This is a genomic window from Pseudomonadota bacterium, assembly GCA_013285465.1.
Taxonomy (GTDB): Bacteria; Pseudomonadota; Alphaproteobacteria; order Micavibrionales; family CSBR16-224; genus CSBR16-224.
Genome location: CP053449.1, coordinates 234,757 through 250,747, shown reverse-complemented (window position 1 = coordinate 250,747; position 15,991 = coordinate 234,757). Strand labels below are relative to the sequence as shown.

Below are 15,991 nucleotides of genomic sequence, written 5' to 3'. Positions count from 1 at the left end.
TTTTAAATACCTCCATATCAATAAACAGTTATAACAACAACATTATCTTCAGGACACCAAGCTAAAATGACATCAATTGTCTCTCCAGCGCACCCTCGTGTAATACTAACTACATAATTTCCGTTCTTATGATCGTAGTAATTGGGCTCTTTAACCCACCCCTTTTGGATACAACAATCAACCTGCCGTCTGGTAAAACCTCGTTCTTCCATACGATCCAGCGCGTGATTGGTATAAAACAAGTTTCCACTATCAGCCGCAATCAATTCCCTTATTTTTTTTAAAAGGTCTGTATCACTAATTTTTCCATTAGCAGGAAATTTTGCGACCTTAGTTTTTCCAGTATTTTTATTTTTCGCCATAATATATCACCTTGATATATGTATGTATCACTATGATACCTCAATATAAGTTACCAAATCATTAAAATCAAGTGTTTTTTTATGTAAATATTGTTTTTTTACATTATATTATGAGCAAAACTCTAACCATATTGCATTATTGCCATCTATCTGCTTTTTCGTTTCTTCCGTATCACTGCTGTTTAGGTAAACAGGGCGGTAGAGGGCGCAGAAATCACTTGCGCGTGAAGCGGGCGCGCAAGCGGCGGGCATAATCAGCATCGCGGCGCAGACGGTCACGATGCAGCAACGCTTTTTCAATATGTTCATTTTTCCCCCGCTCGTTTTGGGCTTTTTCTTCTTCCCGCCCTGCGCGAAACGCCCAGCGGCAGGCCAGAAACACGCAAAATGACAAAGCGCAAAATCCCAGCACTGCCATCAAAAGTGATGTCATGATTTCGGCGCATCTTTGCTGAACGCCGCCGCAAGTCCCGCCAGCGCAACGCCTGACGCGATAATAGCCTCCGTTTGTTCGGGAGATAACGCGACCCCCAGCGCCGCGCCGAAGGAAATCAGCCCCAGCCATGTCGAGCGTTCCTTTGCTCGCGCAATTATAAATGTCAGAATATTTTTCAACATATTTTCCTCCCTTACAAAAAACTGCCATATCCGTCATGCATTTTGGTTTCATAAACGGGGAACAACCCCTCCTGCGGCGCGAAACCGCCCTGTTTACCGCCGCTCTCGCTTTCCCTGATCCCCAGCGCCATGTCCCGCGCCTGCTGATAGATTTCATCCGCATACCAATAATGCGGTTTTTCCAATGCACGGGGCGGCGCACCGTTTTCATGCAGCACCACAGCCTGCGCCAAAGGCACCAGTAATGCCGGAACATCCAGCAGATCATAGCGTTTTACACCCAGCTTCCGCGCAACATGCGCCGCATAATGGTCAGTCGCATTTTCCGACGGTGGCGCCCAGCGGTTGATAATGCTCTGAACCGTATCCAGACCGTATTTGTGGTAATAGGTCAGGAAAATCTTCATCATCGCGCGCAGGCCGAAAACGGGGTCGGTAAATTCCACAAAAGCGGAATCGAACATCTCATCACGCATTCCTTGCCAATGCGCACTGCTTTTACGGATATTGCCGGGATTATTATTGCGAATGCCGCGCGGCATCAGAATATCATTCATTGTCTGTCACTCCTTTTCGGTTATTTCTTTGCAACCAGTTGCAGTAATTTCTCAAGCCCGCTGGTACCAAGGCTGGCCAGCGATGCCGCAACCCCGACCAGCGCCGCCGTCGGCGCATTGGGAAACCACAGAAAAATCGCTCCCGCCGCAGCCCCCAGCGCCGCTGAACTCAATGCCCGCCCGACAACAATCCGCCATGTCAGTTTTTCTTCGGAGGCCAGTAATGTTCCCATTCCGGCAAACAGCGCCGCAAAAACCGCCGGCAGCAGCGATGATGTGTGATTTTCCATTTTTTGATCCTTTCAGGACTCAGTCGTTCTTCCAGGCAACCTGCATAATGCCTGCAGGGCCGCTACGAGACAGCGCCTCGTTATCAGGGCGGACAAAACCGCCGCTAATCAGAGCGGCAACATCTCCGCCCGTATTCTGTAATTCGATCAGTTTTTCGATACGCTGATCCAGCGGATCAACCAGCACCGCCGTCTCGCCTTCCGCCAAAGCAAAAGGCTGCGGTATCAGATCCATATCGGCGTTTTTAATCTCTTGTGTGATTTCCTCGTAAATGTATTCCAGCGGCGCGCCGTCCATATAAGCTTCCATAGTTTGCGGCGTCAGAACCTTGCGGTATTTCTTGCCTGTGATACGGTCGATTTTATCGGCACGCACGGATGTCGGGCCGTTATAACCCCAGGGCGGCACATCGGCGAGATAATGGCCGATAATATTTCCCGCCGCATCCAGTTTTAAATAAAGGAAGCCATAGGCCGTACCGTCCCCCATATCAAAAGGCGGCGACGCCGTAATATAGCGCTGCTTGACCGTAATAAGACTCGTTCCGCCGCCTGCTGTTTTATGCGCAAAAATTTTGGCGGCATAACTATTGCTGTCCGTTGTGACATAGGTATTAAATGACGCACCCGTAACCCCCAAAAGCGTATAGCTGAAACCGTATTCCCCGCCCGGCAATGTTCCGATAATCGCGCCGGTCGTACTCACCATCCCCGAGATTTCTCCCGTCGACGTGTTCACATCCCCCTGACTGACGCTGGTTAAAAAATCGCCGCCGCCGTAAGCCGCCAGTTGCGCAGGTGTAATAAATTTCTGCGTATCCTCTCCGGCTGCCGCCTCCGCATCGCTTGCACGCAAAACCAGACCTTTGGAACTTTCCCCTGCATCCCCCAGTGCCGCACCGTTCACATAGGGCGTGAACAAACCGCTACCCGCATCAAGACTGCCCTGCGTAATCCAGCTTGTGCCGTCATACCATTTGAGCAGCCAGGGCGTTGCATTATCATCCAGCCATAACGCCCCCGCTTCGGCATAAGAGGGGGCGGTTGCACCCTTATGATGATTTAAAAGCGCACGTTTGCCGTCATTATCTTCATTACGGTATTGCAGACCGCTTTTATCTGCGCCGATAATAGGATTGGATTGTGTCATCGTGATAATCTCCTTGTTAAAAAAGAACGGTTAAGGCTGGCGAATGCCGTATCCTTTGGCCACATAATCAAAACGGCGCATAATTCCCGCGCCTGCCGCATTAAAGAACCGGATATCAAAACCGCTTTCCGTGGTCTCCGTAATGCTGTAGTAATCGCCGGTCTCCATATCCTGTGCCGATACGGCAATCGCAGGTATGGCACGGAAAGAACGGTTGAATACAACGCTTGAACCGGCAGAATCCGACAGAATGTTTTCCCGCCCATCCACCCGGTCGGGCATATCGATTTTCACGCTCAGAGCTGACACGACAGGCGTGACAAATATGTCTTCCGTCCGGGCCAATAAACGGAAAGCAAAGCCGCGCGCCGTATAGTCGCCGACCATAAAATCTTCCCATTCCGTCCAGACAGCCTCCGCATCTGCAGGGTCATCAGCGGTTGTGCGCAACTGTAAACGGGTCTGCCATGCGCCGCCGCCGCTGGCGGTATCCCAATCCAGCCGACTGTCGACATCACCCCATTCATCCATCACAGCGGATAAATCCAGCACATCAACCGCAACCGATGCTGACAGGGTCGAGCTGTAGACAGCTCCCAGATCAAAGGGGGATGCAAATGTATAACTGCCTTCCGGTGCCAGACCGTTCAGCCCGATATCAAAACGCGTGACCGCATCAATATCGCCCCAATCGTCAATACTGTCCTGCCCGGACAGACTTAAAACACCTCCGGCTGCCGCCATATTGTCACAAAATCCGGTAAATGCGGGGTCTTCCGTCAGAATCGCAACCGCGTTATAAGCGGATAATCCGGCAGCCGTCGATACGATACCGGCCGCAGATACGCTCTGTTCCCCCTGCATGTCCACCGCCTTCAAAAGATATGTGCCGACCAATGCGGGAACCGCCACCGAAGACGCACCTTTCTCAATATGCGGCAGCATATCAACCCCCTCATGCCACGAGGCTGCTGTCGTTGCGGCGCTAAAGCGCAGAATATAATGGCTGAGATCAATATCCGGCACCGCCTCCCATGACAGAAAGGCCGTATCCCCCAGAACACTGATACGAAAACCTTCCACATCCTGCGGCGCGCCGCCTGTGCCGATGACATGGTAATTCGGCAGTAATGTCTCTTGCGAAGACCAGCCGTTCTTTCGAATGTATAAAAAGCGCAAATCATAAATACCGGCCGTCCGCACATCTTTGATTGAGACCGCATCCCCGTCCAGCAATGTAAACCGCGCCGCAGAAAAGAAACTGTTATTCACATCACGGATTTTGACCCGTAATTCCAAATCATCCCCTGCCGCAGGCGGCGCAAAACGCACAACAATCTGCGGCGCGAAAAGACCGCCATCCTGCACCTCCAGCACTTCCGCGCCGGACTGGACGGATAAAATATGCGGACGGGGCGGACGCTCCAGCCCTTGCGGCAGAGTGATGTGACTGTCAAAAGCCGGAATCACCCCCTGATCAGCCAGATGGACGGCAGGGGCTGCATCCAGACAAGTCAGACGCGCCGTCAGATCGGGGCCGGGGCGGATGGATTGCACAATCAGCTCCACGCTTTCCTGTCCGGTTTCACCGAACATGGCCAGATCCCCCGCCAATGGCGCATCAGCCAAATCAAACGGCGTTTCAAATTGCAGATTATTTGCCGTATCGGCAGCCGTCACCAGCTGTTTGACCAAACTCGTACCGTCCTGCCTGCGGAATCTGACGGAATATGTATGCCCCGCCTGCATCTCGATCTCTTCGTCCAGCAAGACATGCGTTACCAGCCCGCCGGTTTCACTGACGGCTTTGACCCGTGCCGCCTGTACGCCGAATAACGGCACATCATGCGTCAGACGGATCAAGTCGCCGCGTGTACAGACCAGATGTTCAATATCAACGGTAAAGCTGTAGCTTTCCCCGCGCAGCCGCGCCGTGGCGATATGATAACGCGCATCGCGCCAAATTTGCGCAGGGTCGGTAATACCGGGCAGTTCCAGCGTTTCAAACCGCACGGCCGTTGCCGCATCATAGCCGTCGTCATAAACCAGCATTTCATCCTGCTGCCAATATTTCTCCTGATTGGCAAAACGCACACGCAAGCCGTGCGGCGGCGTATCAAAATGCTTTTCTCCCCGGAAACCGGAACTGTTGCGCGGCGTAAAATGCTGTACGGGAACCGCTTGCGGCATATCCGCAACCACCCCCCATTTCCCGTCAATAACGGAAGGGGCAGCACGCCCCGCCGCCGCGACATCAATCAGGACATCACGCACCGATGCCTGATAGTCTATAACGGCGTTAAATTCCCGTTCTTCTGTTTCACAAAGCGCATGCCAATTCTCCAGCTTGGCCAGATCAAGGCGGTTTTCCGGCAGCGGACGGGCATTTGCCGCACCTTGCAGAACATGACGGAACAATGCCGCAGGATTGGATGTCGCGCGCGACACCCAGTTCTCGCCATCCCAGTCAGGCACAATGGATTGCACCACACCGTTAAAACGGTCAATCACACCGCTCAACTGATCCGTCGCTTTGATACGCAGCGCCGTTACCGCCAGTCCTGCCATGGCAATCGGTGCTTCATAACGCAATGTTCTGACCGCCGTCCAGACACATTCGTCAAATACGGAATCATCTTCCGAATCTTCCGTGATACGGCGTATACGCACATCATATTGGCCTTTCGGCACAATAAAGCGGACGGATTTTCTAAGCGCATTATTCTGGTTGCCCGTAACATCCAGCAGCGCGAATTCCTCTTCCCCCGCACTCCACGCCTCTGTGCCGGCAGGTGCATATTGTACTTCCAGCACCACATTGCGCGACTGGCGTACACCGCCATCCGCCAGCACCATCAAACCGCGCGGAAAGGTTACATCAACGGAAATCTCCTCCGCATCCGTTGCCGTTGTCCGGATGTGATAACCTTCACTTTCCCGCAAGGCAATCTGCAAGTCATTCTGAATAACGCTGCCGCTATAAAGCGTCAGCGGCGCATCTTCGGGAAAACCGTAACGGTGCACAATCTCAACATCCTTAAACTCCGACAGCGGTGTTTCCCCGATTTTTAAATCGGCAATATCCAGCGGACCGTATCCCCAGACAAACAACATCCGTAAATACTGGTCATCCCCGAAAGTTTCGGTAAAGGGCTTTGCTCCCATTGGCGGAACCATGCGGTGCCTGCCCAGAACTTGCGGCACTTTCCCGAAGGGATCAAGACGGTTTTGCGCACCCTGAATAAACAGCGTCGGACTTGCCTTGGCAGATGAGGACAAACGCTGACGCGGGGGCGGAGCCAGCGCATTCAAAGCCAACCGTCCCGCAAAGCTGAGTGCACCGCTGATCAGTCTGCCACCGCTGATTCCAAACAGCGATGCCTGTCCCAAAGCACCGGCTGCAAACGCCGTCCCCAAAAAGGAGGTTGATGCCAGAATAGCCAGGCTCAAAACCGTACGCAGCGGATTCTTTCCGCCACCGCCGCCCATCGGGACAGAACAAAACCGTACATCCGTCCCCGCTTTCGGACGTATGAAACGCCATTTCCGTTGCGGAATCATCGCATCGTTAATGAAACCCCGCAAATATCTGCGCAGCAACGGATCCGGCTGTATTTTCTGCGCCATCTCCTCCAGCGTCGTACCCGCAGGCAAAAAATATAGATTATTCTGCGCCGCAAAAGGATGCGGACGTGCGGAAACCCGCACCGCCGCTGCGGGTTTGTTGTTTTTATCAGAAATCATGAATTCTTCCTATTTTTCAAGCTGCGGATGACGGTAAAACCCCGTCACCCGTTCACGCCAGCGCCTGCTGCGGTAATCTTCGATGGCGCTGTTGATATGTTTTTCAATATGCAGCATTCGCCCGTCTCCCAAAACAAGCCCGACATGCATCGGTGCCCCCCGCATTCTTAAAACAATGACATCTCCCAATTTTTCTTGTCCCGCAGATATGGCGATCCATTTCTCCGCTTCCTGCCCGATCAGTTTCCCCAGCTCTGTTGCGTTCCCGGTTGTCTGATAATCCGCGGCATAAGACGGCAGAACCGCCGCAAACTGTTCCTGCAAAACAAGACGTACCAACCCCCAGCAATCCGTTCCGGCAATGCTCCGTCCGTGCTCACGGAACGGCAAGCCGATATAATGACCGGCCCAGTAAGGGATCGGCATTGTCTAAACCTCTTTTGCTGTTATTTGATAATGCTGTTGCAGGACAAAAAAAAGCACCCATACCGTTTCAGATATGGGTGCATATATTTCTGTCTTAGAAGGAGTTTTAAAACTCTAGAAAACTAGCGTCCGCCACCACCTTTGCCCGACATCGCCGTCGAAGGGCGTGATTTTGTCGTCGAGGATTTATTGCTGTTCCCCTTTGCGGCTTTGGCGCTGTTACTATTACTGTTACTGCTACTCGCTTGTACTGTCGAGCGAATAGCACTAACAGCATCCTCATTGCCTGAAACCACATTATCCAGCGCTGTCATAACCGCTGCAGTTGTGCTGGTAACTGTTCCGAATGCCGACTGTACTGTGTTATCTTGATCTGTCATATCCGCCGCTCCTTCTTTTCTTTTTTTATTGTTTCACCCACTGTTCCTTATCCGAATTGATTATACCATTGTACATAAAACGGCGCGTTTTGCAAAACAAAAAATTACTTATTATTTATTTTCAACAATTTAAGTGCAATCAACAATGGCGGCAACTGATTCGAAAAATCACGAAAATGCTCATTTACACTAAAAAAGACCGGGAAATCCCGCCGGTGTGAAGACGGCGGCAGGATAAGGTTCGGCCGTAAAGTCTTCAATTGTCAGCACGCCGGTCACCGTGGCGGCATCATATTGTATTTCCGACAGGCGGAAATCAGGAAAAACCGCCTCCACAATATCAGGGGCAGACGCCCGCACAATTTCCACCGTCACAGACGGGCTATCCTGCAATCCGCGCAATGCTGCAACGATCACCCTGTCCACATTATCAATGGATAGATGCGCCGTTGCCGTCAAAGCCTCGCTGTCTTCAGGCAGGGACAAATCAAAAGGATAGGCGGTAAAAACCTCTCCCCGGCTTACCGTATTCACCGCATCACTTGTCACACGCAGCGGCTGGATCAGGCTTTCATGGGCAAGCGTCAGCAGAACCAGAAAAACCTCGTCAGTTTCCTGCGCATTCACGGCTTTTAACGCAGCCAGTGTCAAGGGACGGCTCATGGCAGTATCTCCAGTTCAAGCGTCACGCGAAAATAGCCGCCATTCAAAGACGTATAATCAGGCGGCGATTTAAAACGCATGCTCTTTTCCTCTCCGGTACGGGGATGGGATTGCAGGAAAGGCAGACTGCCGCTTTGCAAATCCTCCAGATAAAATCCGTCCAGCAGTTCCGTCTGTGCCGCCGACAAAATATAGGCAAGTTGCAGATGACGAACACCAGCCGTTGTTCTGCGGCGCAGTTTTGCCGGACCCTGATCCGTACTGCTGCGTATAATATTATCCGGCAAGGCTTCTGCATAAGCCTCCGTCAGCGGACTCTCCGGCAATGCCGATGGCCATTGGGCTGTCATATTTTTATCCTTTTCCTGCTGCCGCTTAAGCCGGTGTCAAAACACCGGATCCGGTACGGATCAATGTCGCTGCGAATGTTTCAAGCCCGTCATAACTGCCGCTGCGATTATAGTCCTGCACGACAAAAGCGGCCTGATAACTGTCACCATTCGGGAAAGCAAGCTGGAAATTTGCGGCAACCCTATCCATCGCCGCACTGCGCAACAGCTCTTCCGCCGCATCGTTTTTAAATAATCCGTCAATGGTAATCTGCAATGTCTGCACCCCGGCATCGGCAATCATGCTTTGTACGCCGCCGCTATCCATCGCCGTATCATCGACAGGGTTATTATTCACCACCAGCGCATTGCTGCGTGCGGCACCGATTGTCGTAAATGTTTCCGGACTGCCGCCGTCACCGGCTTTCAGCAAAAAATCGCGTCCTTTCTGACTGGGCATTTTCGTGTCTCCTTGTTTCTGTTGTTAAAATTCTAAAGAGCGGGTTCCGTCAGGATTTCAAAATTCTGCACAGCGCGGCGCGTCAAACCGTCTTCATCCATCAGTGTTCTGGATGACAAAAAGCGGCAGTCAATAACATGATGCCCGGCCACAAGCAGGTCATCCTTTCCGTGCAGATGGTCGTAAACAGCCTGCATAATCATTTTTAACTCACGCATTCCGCGGTAGCGGCTGTAACTCTCCAGAGACAACAGAATTTTCATTCCGCCGCCCGCTTGCGTTTCAAACGCCTCCGTCCGCATTCCCGCCATCACAAGGCACGGCAGTGCGGCATCATCCGGAACGGCGTCAAAAATACTTTCCGCACCGTTTTTCAGAAGAGATATCAATTGGCTATCGCCGCAGAGACTATCATAAAGAGCGGATTGCACCGCCCATTGGCTGTCTGCTGTCATGGCTTTCACTCCTCGCCAAGAAAAAATTGATGCAAATGCAAAAATCCTTTATCCTTTGCCCATAAAGGAGATTTTCAAATGCTGTACAGATTCCTGCTTGCTTTTACGTTATGCGTCTTTATATCCGCCGGCACCGCCCGTGCCGATTTTGCGGCCGGGAAAGCGGCATTCGACCAAAAAAACTGGGCTGCCGCGACACAATTTCTGCTCCCTCTCGCGCAGGAAGGCGATGCTGACGCATTGCTTTTATTCGGCAAAATGTATGCCGACGGCCTCGGCGTTCCGCAAGACCCGGGAAAAGCCTTTGACCTTTTCCTCAGATCCTCCCAAAAGGGCAATGCGGAGGCAATGGTCTCCGTTGCCGCGCTCTATAGCGGCGGTCAGGGTGTCGAGGCAAATAAAAAAGCCGCACTGGAATGGTTCCGCAAAGCGGCAGAACTCAATAACTCCGTCGCACAATTTGCCGTCGGCATGGCACTGGCCGCAGGTGACGAAAAAATCGGCCTGCAATCCGATCTGGTAGACTCCTATAAATGGCTCAGCCTGGCAGGGCGGGACAGAGATCTTCCCCTCAGAATGCGCAGTACGGCAAACAAACTGGCAAAACATATCTACGACAAGCAGATGGAGATCAAAAACCGTCCCGCAGCTGATGAAGCGCTCAAAAACTGGAAACAGAAAAAATGGGAAGATATTGCCCAGACCCATATCCACTGGAACACGGAAACCGGTCAGGACATCGCAACCGTCGCCCCGGATCAAGCTGCTCCCTCCCCACAGGAACCGGAAACCGTTCCGGATGACAATCAGGGAGAAACCGTACCGGACGGCGACAGCGAATAATATCTAAACCATGCGCTCCAGATAGCAAACCGCATAGGCTCCCTGCCGGTCAGCCTGTTCTGTTTCCGTGATCCTGTAGACCGCACCTTCTGCATCAACAAGCCTGTTCCCCGTGACGAGTGCCGGATGGTTGCGCGCAGCAATTTTATGTGTCACCCGGCGGGAAAGCTGTGAGAACCGCAGTTTTTCAGCTGCCTTTACTTGCAGATTTTGCACATCAATCACAGAATTCTCCGCCACAGCCTGCCAGATTACCTCCGCACCGCCGCCGTCATCAGCACTCACAACAGGCGATTCCACAGTCATGGCACGAGTCATTCTGCCAATCATAATATCCTTATCCATTGCCCTTACTCCACGCCCATAACCCGGAAAGGCTGCAGTAACCCTGCCGCCCCGCTGCGCAGGATCACACTGCCGGAAGGGGACTGCATATCGCCCCGCTTTTCATACAAATCCGCCGCCACCCGCAGCACCGCCTGCCGCAAAGCGGACGGCACCTCCGTTGCTTCCGCGCCATATCCGGCGGTGAAACCGATTTCAATACCGCCGTGCTGTTTTGCGGATTGCGGCGGCAGAGCACCGTTTTTCAAGGCAATACGCCCGTCGGAAATATCCGTTTCATATTTCCCCAAATCATCTTCCGCAACAGTACCGTCGGGTGTATGAATTTTTACAAAATCCAGCGATAGTAACGGCAGACGCGAAAAACCAAGTTCGCCCGCCTGCGGAAAGACATCCAGAAATGACGAATAGCCCTGTGCGATAAAACAGCGTCCCGTAAAAGCCTCGCAAATACCGCGTGCGGCTTTGATCATTTCAAATAACAGTGCTTCATCACTCTCCGCAGCGAGGCGCAAATAATCACGCAATTCCGCTGTTGAAACAGGCTCTGCGACAGGCGGTATCGTCAGCATTAATGACATTTTCATGTTTTCCCGCCTTTCTTTTTTGTTTTGGCGGGCTGTTTTTTTGCCCAGCCTTCCGCAATGGCAACTTCGGCGCAACGCTGCGAGACGCTGTGTTCGCCGGGCGCATAATGTACGGGCTTGATCCCGTCATAAGCGAAAGTGAAAGGTTTGATGACTTTTATTTTGACCGTCATAAATCAGCTCCTGTACATCGAAAGAAGAGACGGAGGCGACATCAAGCCGCCCCCGTCCGTGGGATATGCCGCGGTTCTTAGACAGCCGCGAATTTCATCAGTTTAATGGCTTCGAAATTCACAACATCACCGCCGACACGTTTCGTCGTATAGAATTTGACGAAAGGCTTGGCTGTCAGATTGTCACGCAGAATATGCAGCCCCTGACGATCAACAATCTGGTAACCGGCATTAAAGTCACCAAAGGCAATCGACAGACTGTCAGCCGCCAGTGCCGGCATATCTTCCGCCTCGACAACAGGGAAACCGAACAGCGTGCCGCCGGTCTTGTTCTGCATATCGGGGTTATAGATATAATTGCCATCCGTATCTTTCAGCTTGCGCACTTCCGCCAGCGTCGCACGTTTCATCATGAAAACGGCATTGCTGCGATAAACGCCTTTCAAGCTGTAGATCAGATTGATCAGCGCATCACCCGGATTACTGGCGGCAAATGCCCCCGCTGCACCGCTGACAACCTGCTCAATCACGTTAAAGGTCGTGCTGTCCGGAACACCGGCGGCATAGGTCAGGAAACCTTTTGGTTTGCCCGTACCGTCACCGCTGACAAAGGCCGTGTTTTCCATACGGGAAAACTTGTCGGCAATTTTTGCGGCAAGCCATTCCTCGATATTGAACATGGCATCATCCAGCAGACGCTGCGTTGCACGCGGCTCCGCATATTGCTCATGCACAGGAATGGCATATTGACCGATCTGCGGGGTGTCGGTTTCCGTCCGCGCATCCGTTTCCGCAACCCAGCCTGTCGTCACCTCGTCAAGATCGCGCGTTCCTTCCAGACGGTCCGTACCGATGGTCACGATATTGGCCACCTGACGCATAGGCGAGGTTTCATTGACCAACTGCACAATACGTCCGGAAATATCGGGCGTCACAAGATAACCGCCGTCAGGGTCAGACCCTGCCGAAAGCGCCTTGATTTCTTCAATATCCGATCCGGCATTGTTTTTACGCAGATAATTGCGGAAGGCTTTTTTATAGCTGCGATACTGTTCCACATCGCCGCCATCGGCAGGCCAATTGCCCTTCAATTCCAGCGCAAAGCGGCAGGCCTCCTCATATTCGCCGCCCGTATTGCCGCCGACAGGCGCACGTTTCAGCACGGTTTCCAGCACATCTACGCGTTGCTTCGCCGTCATGGCGGCATCCTGCGCGCGGCTGATTTCCTGATTCAGGCGCTGTACTTTCACATCCGTCAACGGATCGGCAGAGCCCTTATTCTCAATTTCCTTCAGACGAATATCATTCACCTGTTTAAAATCGGCGAAAGCTTTTTCAAGCTCGCCGACAGCGTTTTTAACATCTTGACGCATGATGCATTCCTTTCATTGTTCAAAGAAAAAATTTCAAAGATAAATTCTACAGCGCGAGTTCCCGCAGACGGTCTGCCAAATTCAGCAAAATATCTGCCTCTTCAGCGGAACCCCCGTCATTTACATCTTCCGCCGCATCGCGCGGCGCTGTTTTCAAGCCATGATAGCCGCAGGCAATAATGCCCTTAGCCTGTTTCCGGCTAAATCCTGCATCGCGCAGGAAACCCTCAAACGCCCTGACAGGCGGCATATTGCCGGATTGCAGAGCCGCCTTCACACCGGCGACCCGTGCGCTGTCCAGCGCAGGGAAGGTCACCAGCGAAATTTCCATCAGATCGATTTTCAGCAATGTCCGCACACCTGTGCCCGGATCAAAAGCGGATTCCGCCGCACGGAAACCGATTGATAACCCCGATAATCCGTTTTCTTTCATCAAGCGGTGCGCCTGACGGGCACGCGGAATATCCTCAATAAAAAGCTGCCCGCGAATACGCAGACCTTTTTTATCTTCATAAACTTCCTTCAACACACCGACAGGTTCACGCATATCATGCTGCCACAACAGCGGCGGCATACGCCCCTGACGGCGGTGCGTTTCCAATGACGCACGGAATGCTCCCGATGCGACACGGTCTTTTACATTATCGATTTCATCAAAGACGGAGGCATATCCTTCGAACACACCTGTCTCTCCGGCTTTCTCGATCCCGAAAGCCGCCTGCAAAAACTGACCTGTCATGATTTTTTCCTTATCTGCCGTTTAACACCGGACGCAGACCATAAGTCGCCTCCATCGCCTGAAAGGCTTTCGACCCGCTTTGACTGATGGATTTCGCCACCAGCGCATCGACCATAATTTCCAACTCGCGACCACCGCCCCGTGACGGCCTTTCACGCACAGACACTTCCGCACCGGCATTATTAATCACTGTCACATTTACCGCTGCCGCACCGCCGGAAACACCACCATTGGGAATGACCGTGCCCGATGTCCGCCCCGTCACAAGCAATTCAGGGCCTTTTTCACCGACCACAAAAGCCTGCCCCGGCATCACCGAACCGCCGCCCGCACGAAAACCGAGCAGCCCTCCCGCCCATTCAAATATGCCTGAAAGTAATCCGCCGCCGGTCTCTGCCGGTGCATTCACAATGCCCCGTGTTCCCGCCGCACGGATCTGTGCAAGAATGCCGTTCAACAAATCCCGCGTCAAAGACGATAATTCCTTATGCAGCGCCTTTTGCGTCGCACTGGCGTTTTTTGACAGCGAAAACAAACCATCGGTCAGATTTTTGATACCGCGCCGCGACACATCCGTCATTGCATCATTCAAGACGCTCATCTGCCGCCCTGTCTCATTGACTGTCTGTGCGCGGCTGCGTAAATCACGCATCACCTTATTGCGCAGGCTCTGATCACTTTCCAGCGGCACAACAATCTGACTATGGATATAATCCTGCAACGCGTCCCGCACCAGGCGGACACTGTCCTCTGCTTCTTTCATGATACGATCCTTTTGACGTTAAGCGTGACCGGCAGCAAACTGCGGAAGATCGGCGAGACACAATTCCAAAAACTCCGTCACCTTGCCGTGATAATATCCCGTTCCCGCCGAAAGGATATGATTGCCCAGCTCATGGTAATCATATGATGTTCCTTCCTCGGCCAGCATGATATGAACCAGCGCAACCAGATCCGCCAGTTTCCAGTTCTGGCTGCGCAAATTCGCCAGAATTAGCGGCAGCCCGCCGATTTCATCTTCAATCTGGCAGACCAGCGGCATTCTCAGCCGCACCAGAAAGCGGGTTTTGCCGATATCAAGACGGATATGTTTTTGTGCTGTCTTGTGCATATTTTCTCATCCCCGTTCGCGTTGATCTGCCAAGAAACTACATAATCCCTTACCTGCATACAACTGCAAGTTCTTGCAGGGGTCAGGACGCGGGCTCTGATTGCATTTCCAGACAGTCCCCATCCGGCAGAGGAGATAACCCAAGCGCCGCACGTTTCTCATTCACCGTCATAAAGGAGGCGTTATTCAGGCGCGACCAGATCTTTTCCCTGCGCGGCGCCAGTGCCTCCACAGCATCAAGATCGAAATCCATTTTCAAATCAGCGCCGAATTGCGGCACCAGCCAGTTATTCAGCTCGTCCCGCATATGCGCCAATAGCGGCAGCACGGCATCATCATATAAAGCCAGCCGCGCCTGTTCGAAATTGGCATAGGTCAGTGACCCCTCCACCCCGACCAGCTGCGGCGGCACATTATAGGCCAGCGCAATTTCCCGCGCCGCCATATCCTTGCCCGCCAGCCAGTCCATATCTTTCGGGCTCAGCGACATTTCTTTCCAGTCCAGCCCGCCTTCCAGTACCAGAGGCCGTCCGGCATTATCACCGCCGCTGTAATGACGCTCCAGATCGTCTTTCAAAACCTGCCGCTGTTCTGCCGTCAGCGTATCCGGCCCGTCGGCATGCGGCGGATTGTAAACCAATGCGCCGCCGGGACGCCCGCAATTCTGCAGCAAAGCCGTATTCCATTTCGCCGCCGCATTATGCTGGTCAATACTGAATGCCGCCGCTTCCAGCGGACTCATCCCGTACCAGTCATCCAGCGGATGAAAGTTTTTCAAATGCAGCACCGCCGCACGCCCTGTCACGCGATCGACTTTAAAGTCTATTTTTTGACCTCCCGTGCTGTAACGATAGGCGTCCGGCGTACCGTCACGTCCCGGCACAATTGTCATCCTGTCAGGGCGAAGCGCCCACAGCTCATGCGGTGTTTCGCCGGACGGACCGACAGCCTCCAGCCACGCATTACCGGCAATCATAAAGAAACCGCATAAAGCTTCCATCAATTCGCCGCGCCCCTGCATCGGATTTGGACGATTGATCAAAGACAACAGCGGATGATCATGCAGCTTGACCCGGTTGCCCTGATGCCCTTGGTATAATGACCAGGGCACAGCCGCGGCATTCTGTGCGATCAAACGAATACAGCGATAGGCAATGACGTTCTTGCGGAATCCCTCTTCCGCCAGTCTGTCATAACGGCGCGGCGTAAAGCGCGGCTGTCCCGTACCAAACTGTACCAGCAGCGGTGCCGCCGCACTTGTTTTTTGTTCCGCCGCATTTTTGCCGCCTCCAAAGAAACCGGTCATCCGGTGTTTCAATCCCATGATGTATTGTCCTTTTCAAAAAGTAGAAAAAACAAAAACGGCCTTTCTGTCGAAAAGCCGCT

Annotated in this window: 21 protein-coding genes and 1 pseudogene; 1 reads left to right on the top strand and 21 read right to left on the bottom strand. The window is 52.7% G+C overall.

Annotated elements, in window-relative coordinates:
* Window positions 1–17: 17 nt before the first annotated feature.
* The 13 genes and pseudogenes from HND56_01235 to HND56_01175 all read right to left on the bottom strand — a co-directional run bounded on the left by HND56_01235 (window position 18) and on the right by HND56_01175 (window position 9,434).
* Window positions 18–362 (bottom strand): DUF4258 domain-containing protein, encoded by a 345-nt coding sequence (locus HND56_01235; protein QKK04387.1) that lies wholly within the window; start codon window positions 360–362, stop codon window positions 18–20.
* 214 nt (window positions 363–576) lie between these two features.
* The gene (locus HND56_01230; protein ID QKK04386.1) at window positions 577–795 is read right to left on the bottom strand and encodes a hypothetical protein; all 219 of its coding nucleotides are present in this window, start codon (window positions 793–795) and stop codon (window positions 577–579) included.
* A complete protein-coding gene (locus tag HND56_01225) occupies window positions 792–980 on the bottom strand; it encodes a hypothetical protein (GenBank protein QKK04385.1) in 189 nt (62 codons plus the stop codon). Before HND56_01225 ends, HND56_01230 begins: the two co-directional genes overlap by 4 nt.
* A 200-nt stretch (window positions 981–1,180) precedes the next feature.
* Window positions 1,181–1,522: pseudogene (locus tag HND56_01220) on the bottom strand (structural protein).
* Window positions 1,523–1,557: 35 nt separating this feature from the next.
* Window positions 1,558–1,827, bottom strand: a complete 270-nt coding sequence (locus tag HND56_01215) for a hypothetical protein (GenBank protein QKK04384.1) — start codon at window positions 1,825–1,827, stop codon at window positions 1,558–1,560.
* A 19-nt stretch (window positions 1,828–1,846) separates the two neighbouring features.
* On the bottom strand, window positions 1,847–2,977 hold the full coding sequence (locus HND56_01210) for a hypothetical protein (protein ID QKK04383.1): 1,131 nt from the start codon (window positions 2,975–2,977) through the stop codon (window positions 1,847–1,849).
* A 30-nt stretch (window positions 2,978–3,007) separates the two neighbouring features.
* Complete coding sequence (locus tag HND56_01205; protein ID QKK04382.1) at window positions 3,008–6,721, bottom strand: hypothetical protein; 3,714 nt, start codon at window positions 6,719–6,721, stop codon at window positions 3,008–3,010.
* Window positions 6,722–6,730: 9 nt separating this feature from the next.
* Window positions 6,731–7,147 (bottom strand): phage tail protein, encoded by a 417-nt coding sequence (locus HND56_01200; GenBank protein QKK04381.1) that lies wholly within the window; start codon window positions 7,145–7,147, stop codon window positions 6,731–6,733.
* A gap of 122 nt (window positions 7,148–7,269) precedes the next feature.
* A complete protein-coding gene (locus tag HND56_01195) occupies window positions 7,270–7,461 on the bottom strand; it encodes a hypothetical protein (protein QKK04380.1) in 192 nt (63 codons plus the stop codon).
* A 255-nt stretch (window positions 7,462–7,716) separates the two neighbouring features.
* Window positions 7,717–8,190: a DUF1833 family protein gene (locus HND56_01190; GenBank protein QKK04379.1), complete on the bottom strand. Its 474-nt coding sequence runs from the start codon at window positions 8,188–8,190 to the stop codon at window positions 7,717–7,719.
* Window positions 8,187–8,540: a hypothetical protein gene (locus HND56_01185; GenBank protein QKK04378.1), complete on the bottom strand. Its 354-nt coding sequence runs from the start codon at window positions 8,538–8,540 to the stop codon at window positions 8,187–8,189. The genes HND56_01190 and HND56_01185 overlap by 4 nt, the downstream gene beginning before the upstream one ends.
* A 25-nt stretch (window positions 8,541–8,565) precedes the next feature.
* Window positions 8,566–8,979, bottom strand: coding sequence for a hypothetical protein (locus HND56_01180; GenBank protein ID QKK04377.1), 414 nt, complete (start codon window positions 8,977–8,979; stop codon window positions 8,566–8,568).
* A 32-nt stretch (window positions 8,980–9,011) separates the two neighbouring features.
* Window positions 9,012–9,434, bottom strand: coding sequence for a DUF3168 domain-containing protein (locus HND56_01175; GenBank protein QKK04376.1), 423 nt, complete (start codon window positions 9,432–9,434; stop codon window positions 9,012–9,014).
* 78 nt (window positions 9,435–9,512) lie between these two features.
* On the opposite strand from HND56_01175, the gene HND56_01170 reads away from it, so the two are divergent.
* On the top strand, window positions 9,513–10,277 hold the full coding sequence (locus HND56_01170) for a sel1 repeat family protein (protein ID QKK04375.1): 765 nt from the start codon (window positions 9,513–9,515) through the stop codon (window positions 10,275–10,277).
* Between the two features lie 3 nt (window positions 10,278–10,280).
* On the opposite strand, the gene HND56_01165 is transcribed toward HND56_01170, so the two are convergent.
* The 8 genes from HND56_01165 to HND56_01130 form a co-directional block, all read right to left on the bottom strand.
* Window positions 10,281–10,622 (bottom strand): head-tail adaptor protein, encoded by a 342-nt coding sequence (locus tag HND56_01165; GenBank protein QKK04374.1) that lies wholly within the window; start codon window positions 10,620–10,622, stop codon window positions 10,281–10,283.
* Between the two features lie 5 nt (window positions 10,623–10,627).
* Window positions 10,628–11,209, bottom strand: coding sequence for a hypothetical protein (locus HND56_01160; protein QKK04373.1), 582 nt, complete (start codon window positions 11,207–11,209; stop codon window positions 10,628–10,630).
* A complete protein-coding gene (locus HND56_01155; protein ID QKK04372.1) occupies window positions 11,206–11,382 on the bottom strand; it encodes a hypothetical protein in 177 nt (58 codons plus the stop codon). The genes HND56_01160 and HND56_01155 overlap by 4 nt, the downstream gene beginning before the upstream one ends.
* A gap of 77 nt (window positions 11,383–11,459) precedes the next feature.
* Window positions 11,460–12,755, bottom strand: coding sequence for a phage major capsid protein (locus HND56_01150; protein QKK04371.1), 1,296 nt, complete (start codon window positions 12,753–12,755; stop codon window positions 11,460–11,462).
* Window positions 12,756–12,801: 46 nt separating this feature from the next.
* On the bottom strand, window positions 12,802–13,494 hold the full coding sequence (locus HND56_01145) for an HK97 family phage prohead protease (GenBank protein QKK04370.1): 693 nt from the start codon (window positions 13,492–13,494) through the stop codon (window positions 12,802–12,804).
* Between the two features lie 10 nt (window positions 13,495–13,504).
* Window positions 13,505–14,257, bottom strand: coding sequence for a hypothetical protein (locus HND56_01140; protein ID QKK04369.1), 753 nt, complete (start codon window positions 14,255–14,257; stop codon window positions 13,505–13,507).
* Window positions 14,258–14,275: 18 nt separating this feature from the next.
* Window positions 14,276–14,605, bottom strand: coding sequence for a hypothetical protein (locus tag HND56_01135; GenBank protein QKK04368.1), 330 nt, complete (start codon window positions 14,603–14,605; stop codon window positions 14,276–14,278).
* Between the two features lie 82 nt (window positions 14,606–14,687).
* Window positions 14,688–15,911: a phage portal protein gene (locus HND56_01130; GenBank protein QKK06519.1), complete on the bottom strand. Its 1,224-nt coding sequence runs from the start codon at window positions 15,909–15,911 to the stop codon at window positions 14,688–14,690.
* Window positions 15,912–15,991 lie beyond the last annotated feature (80 nt).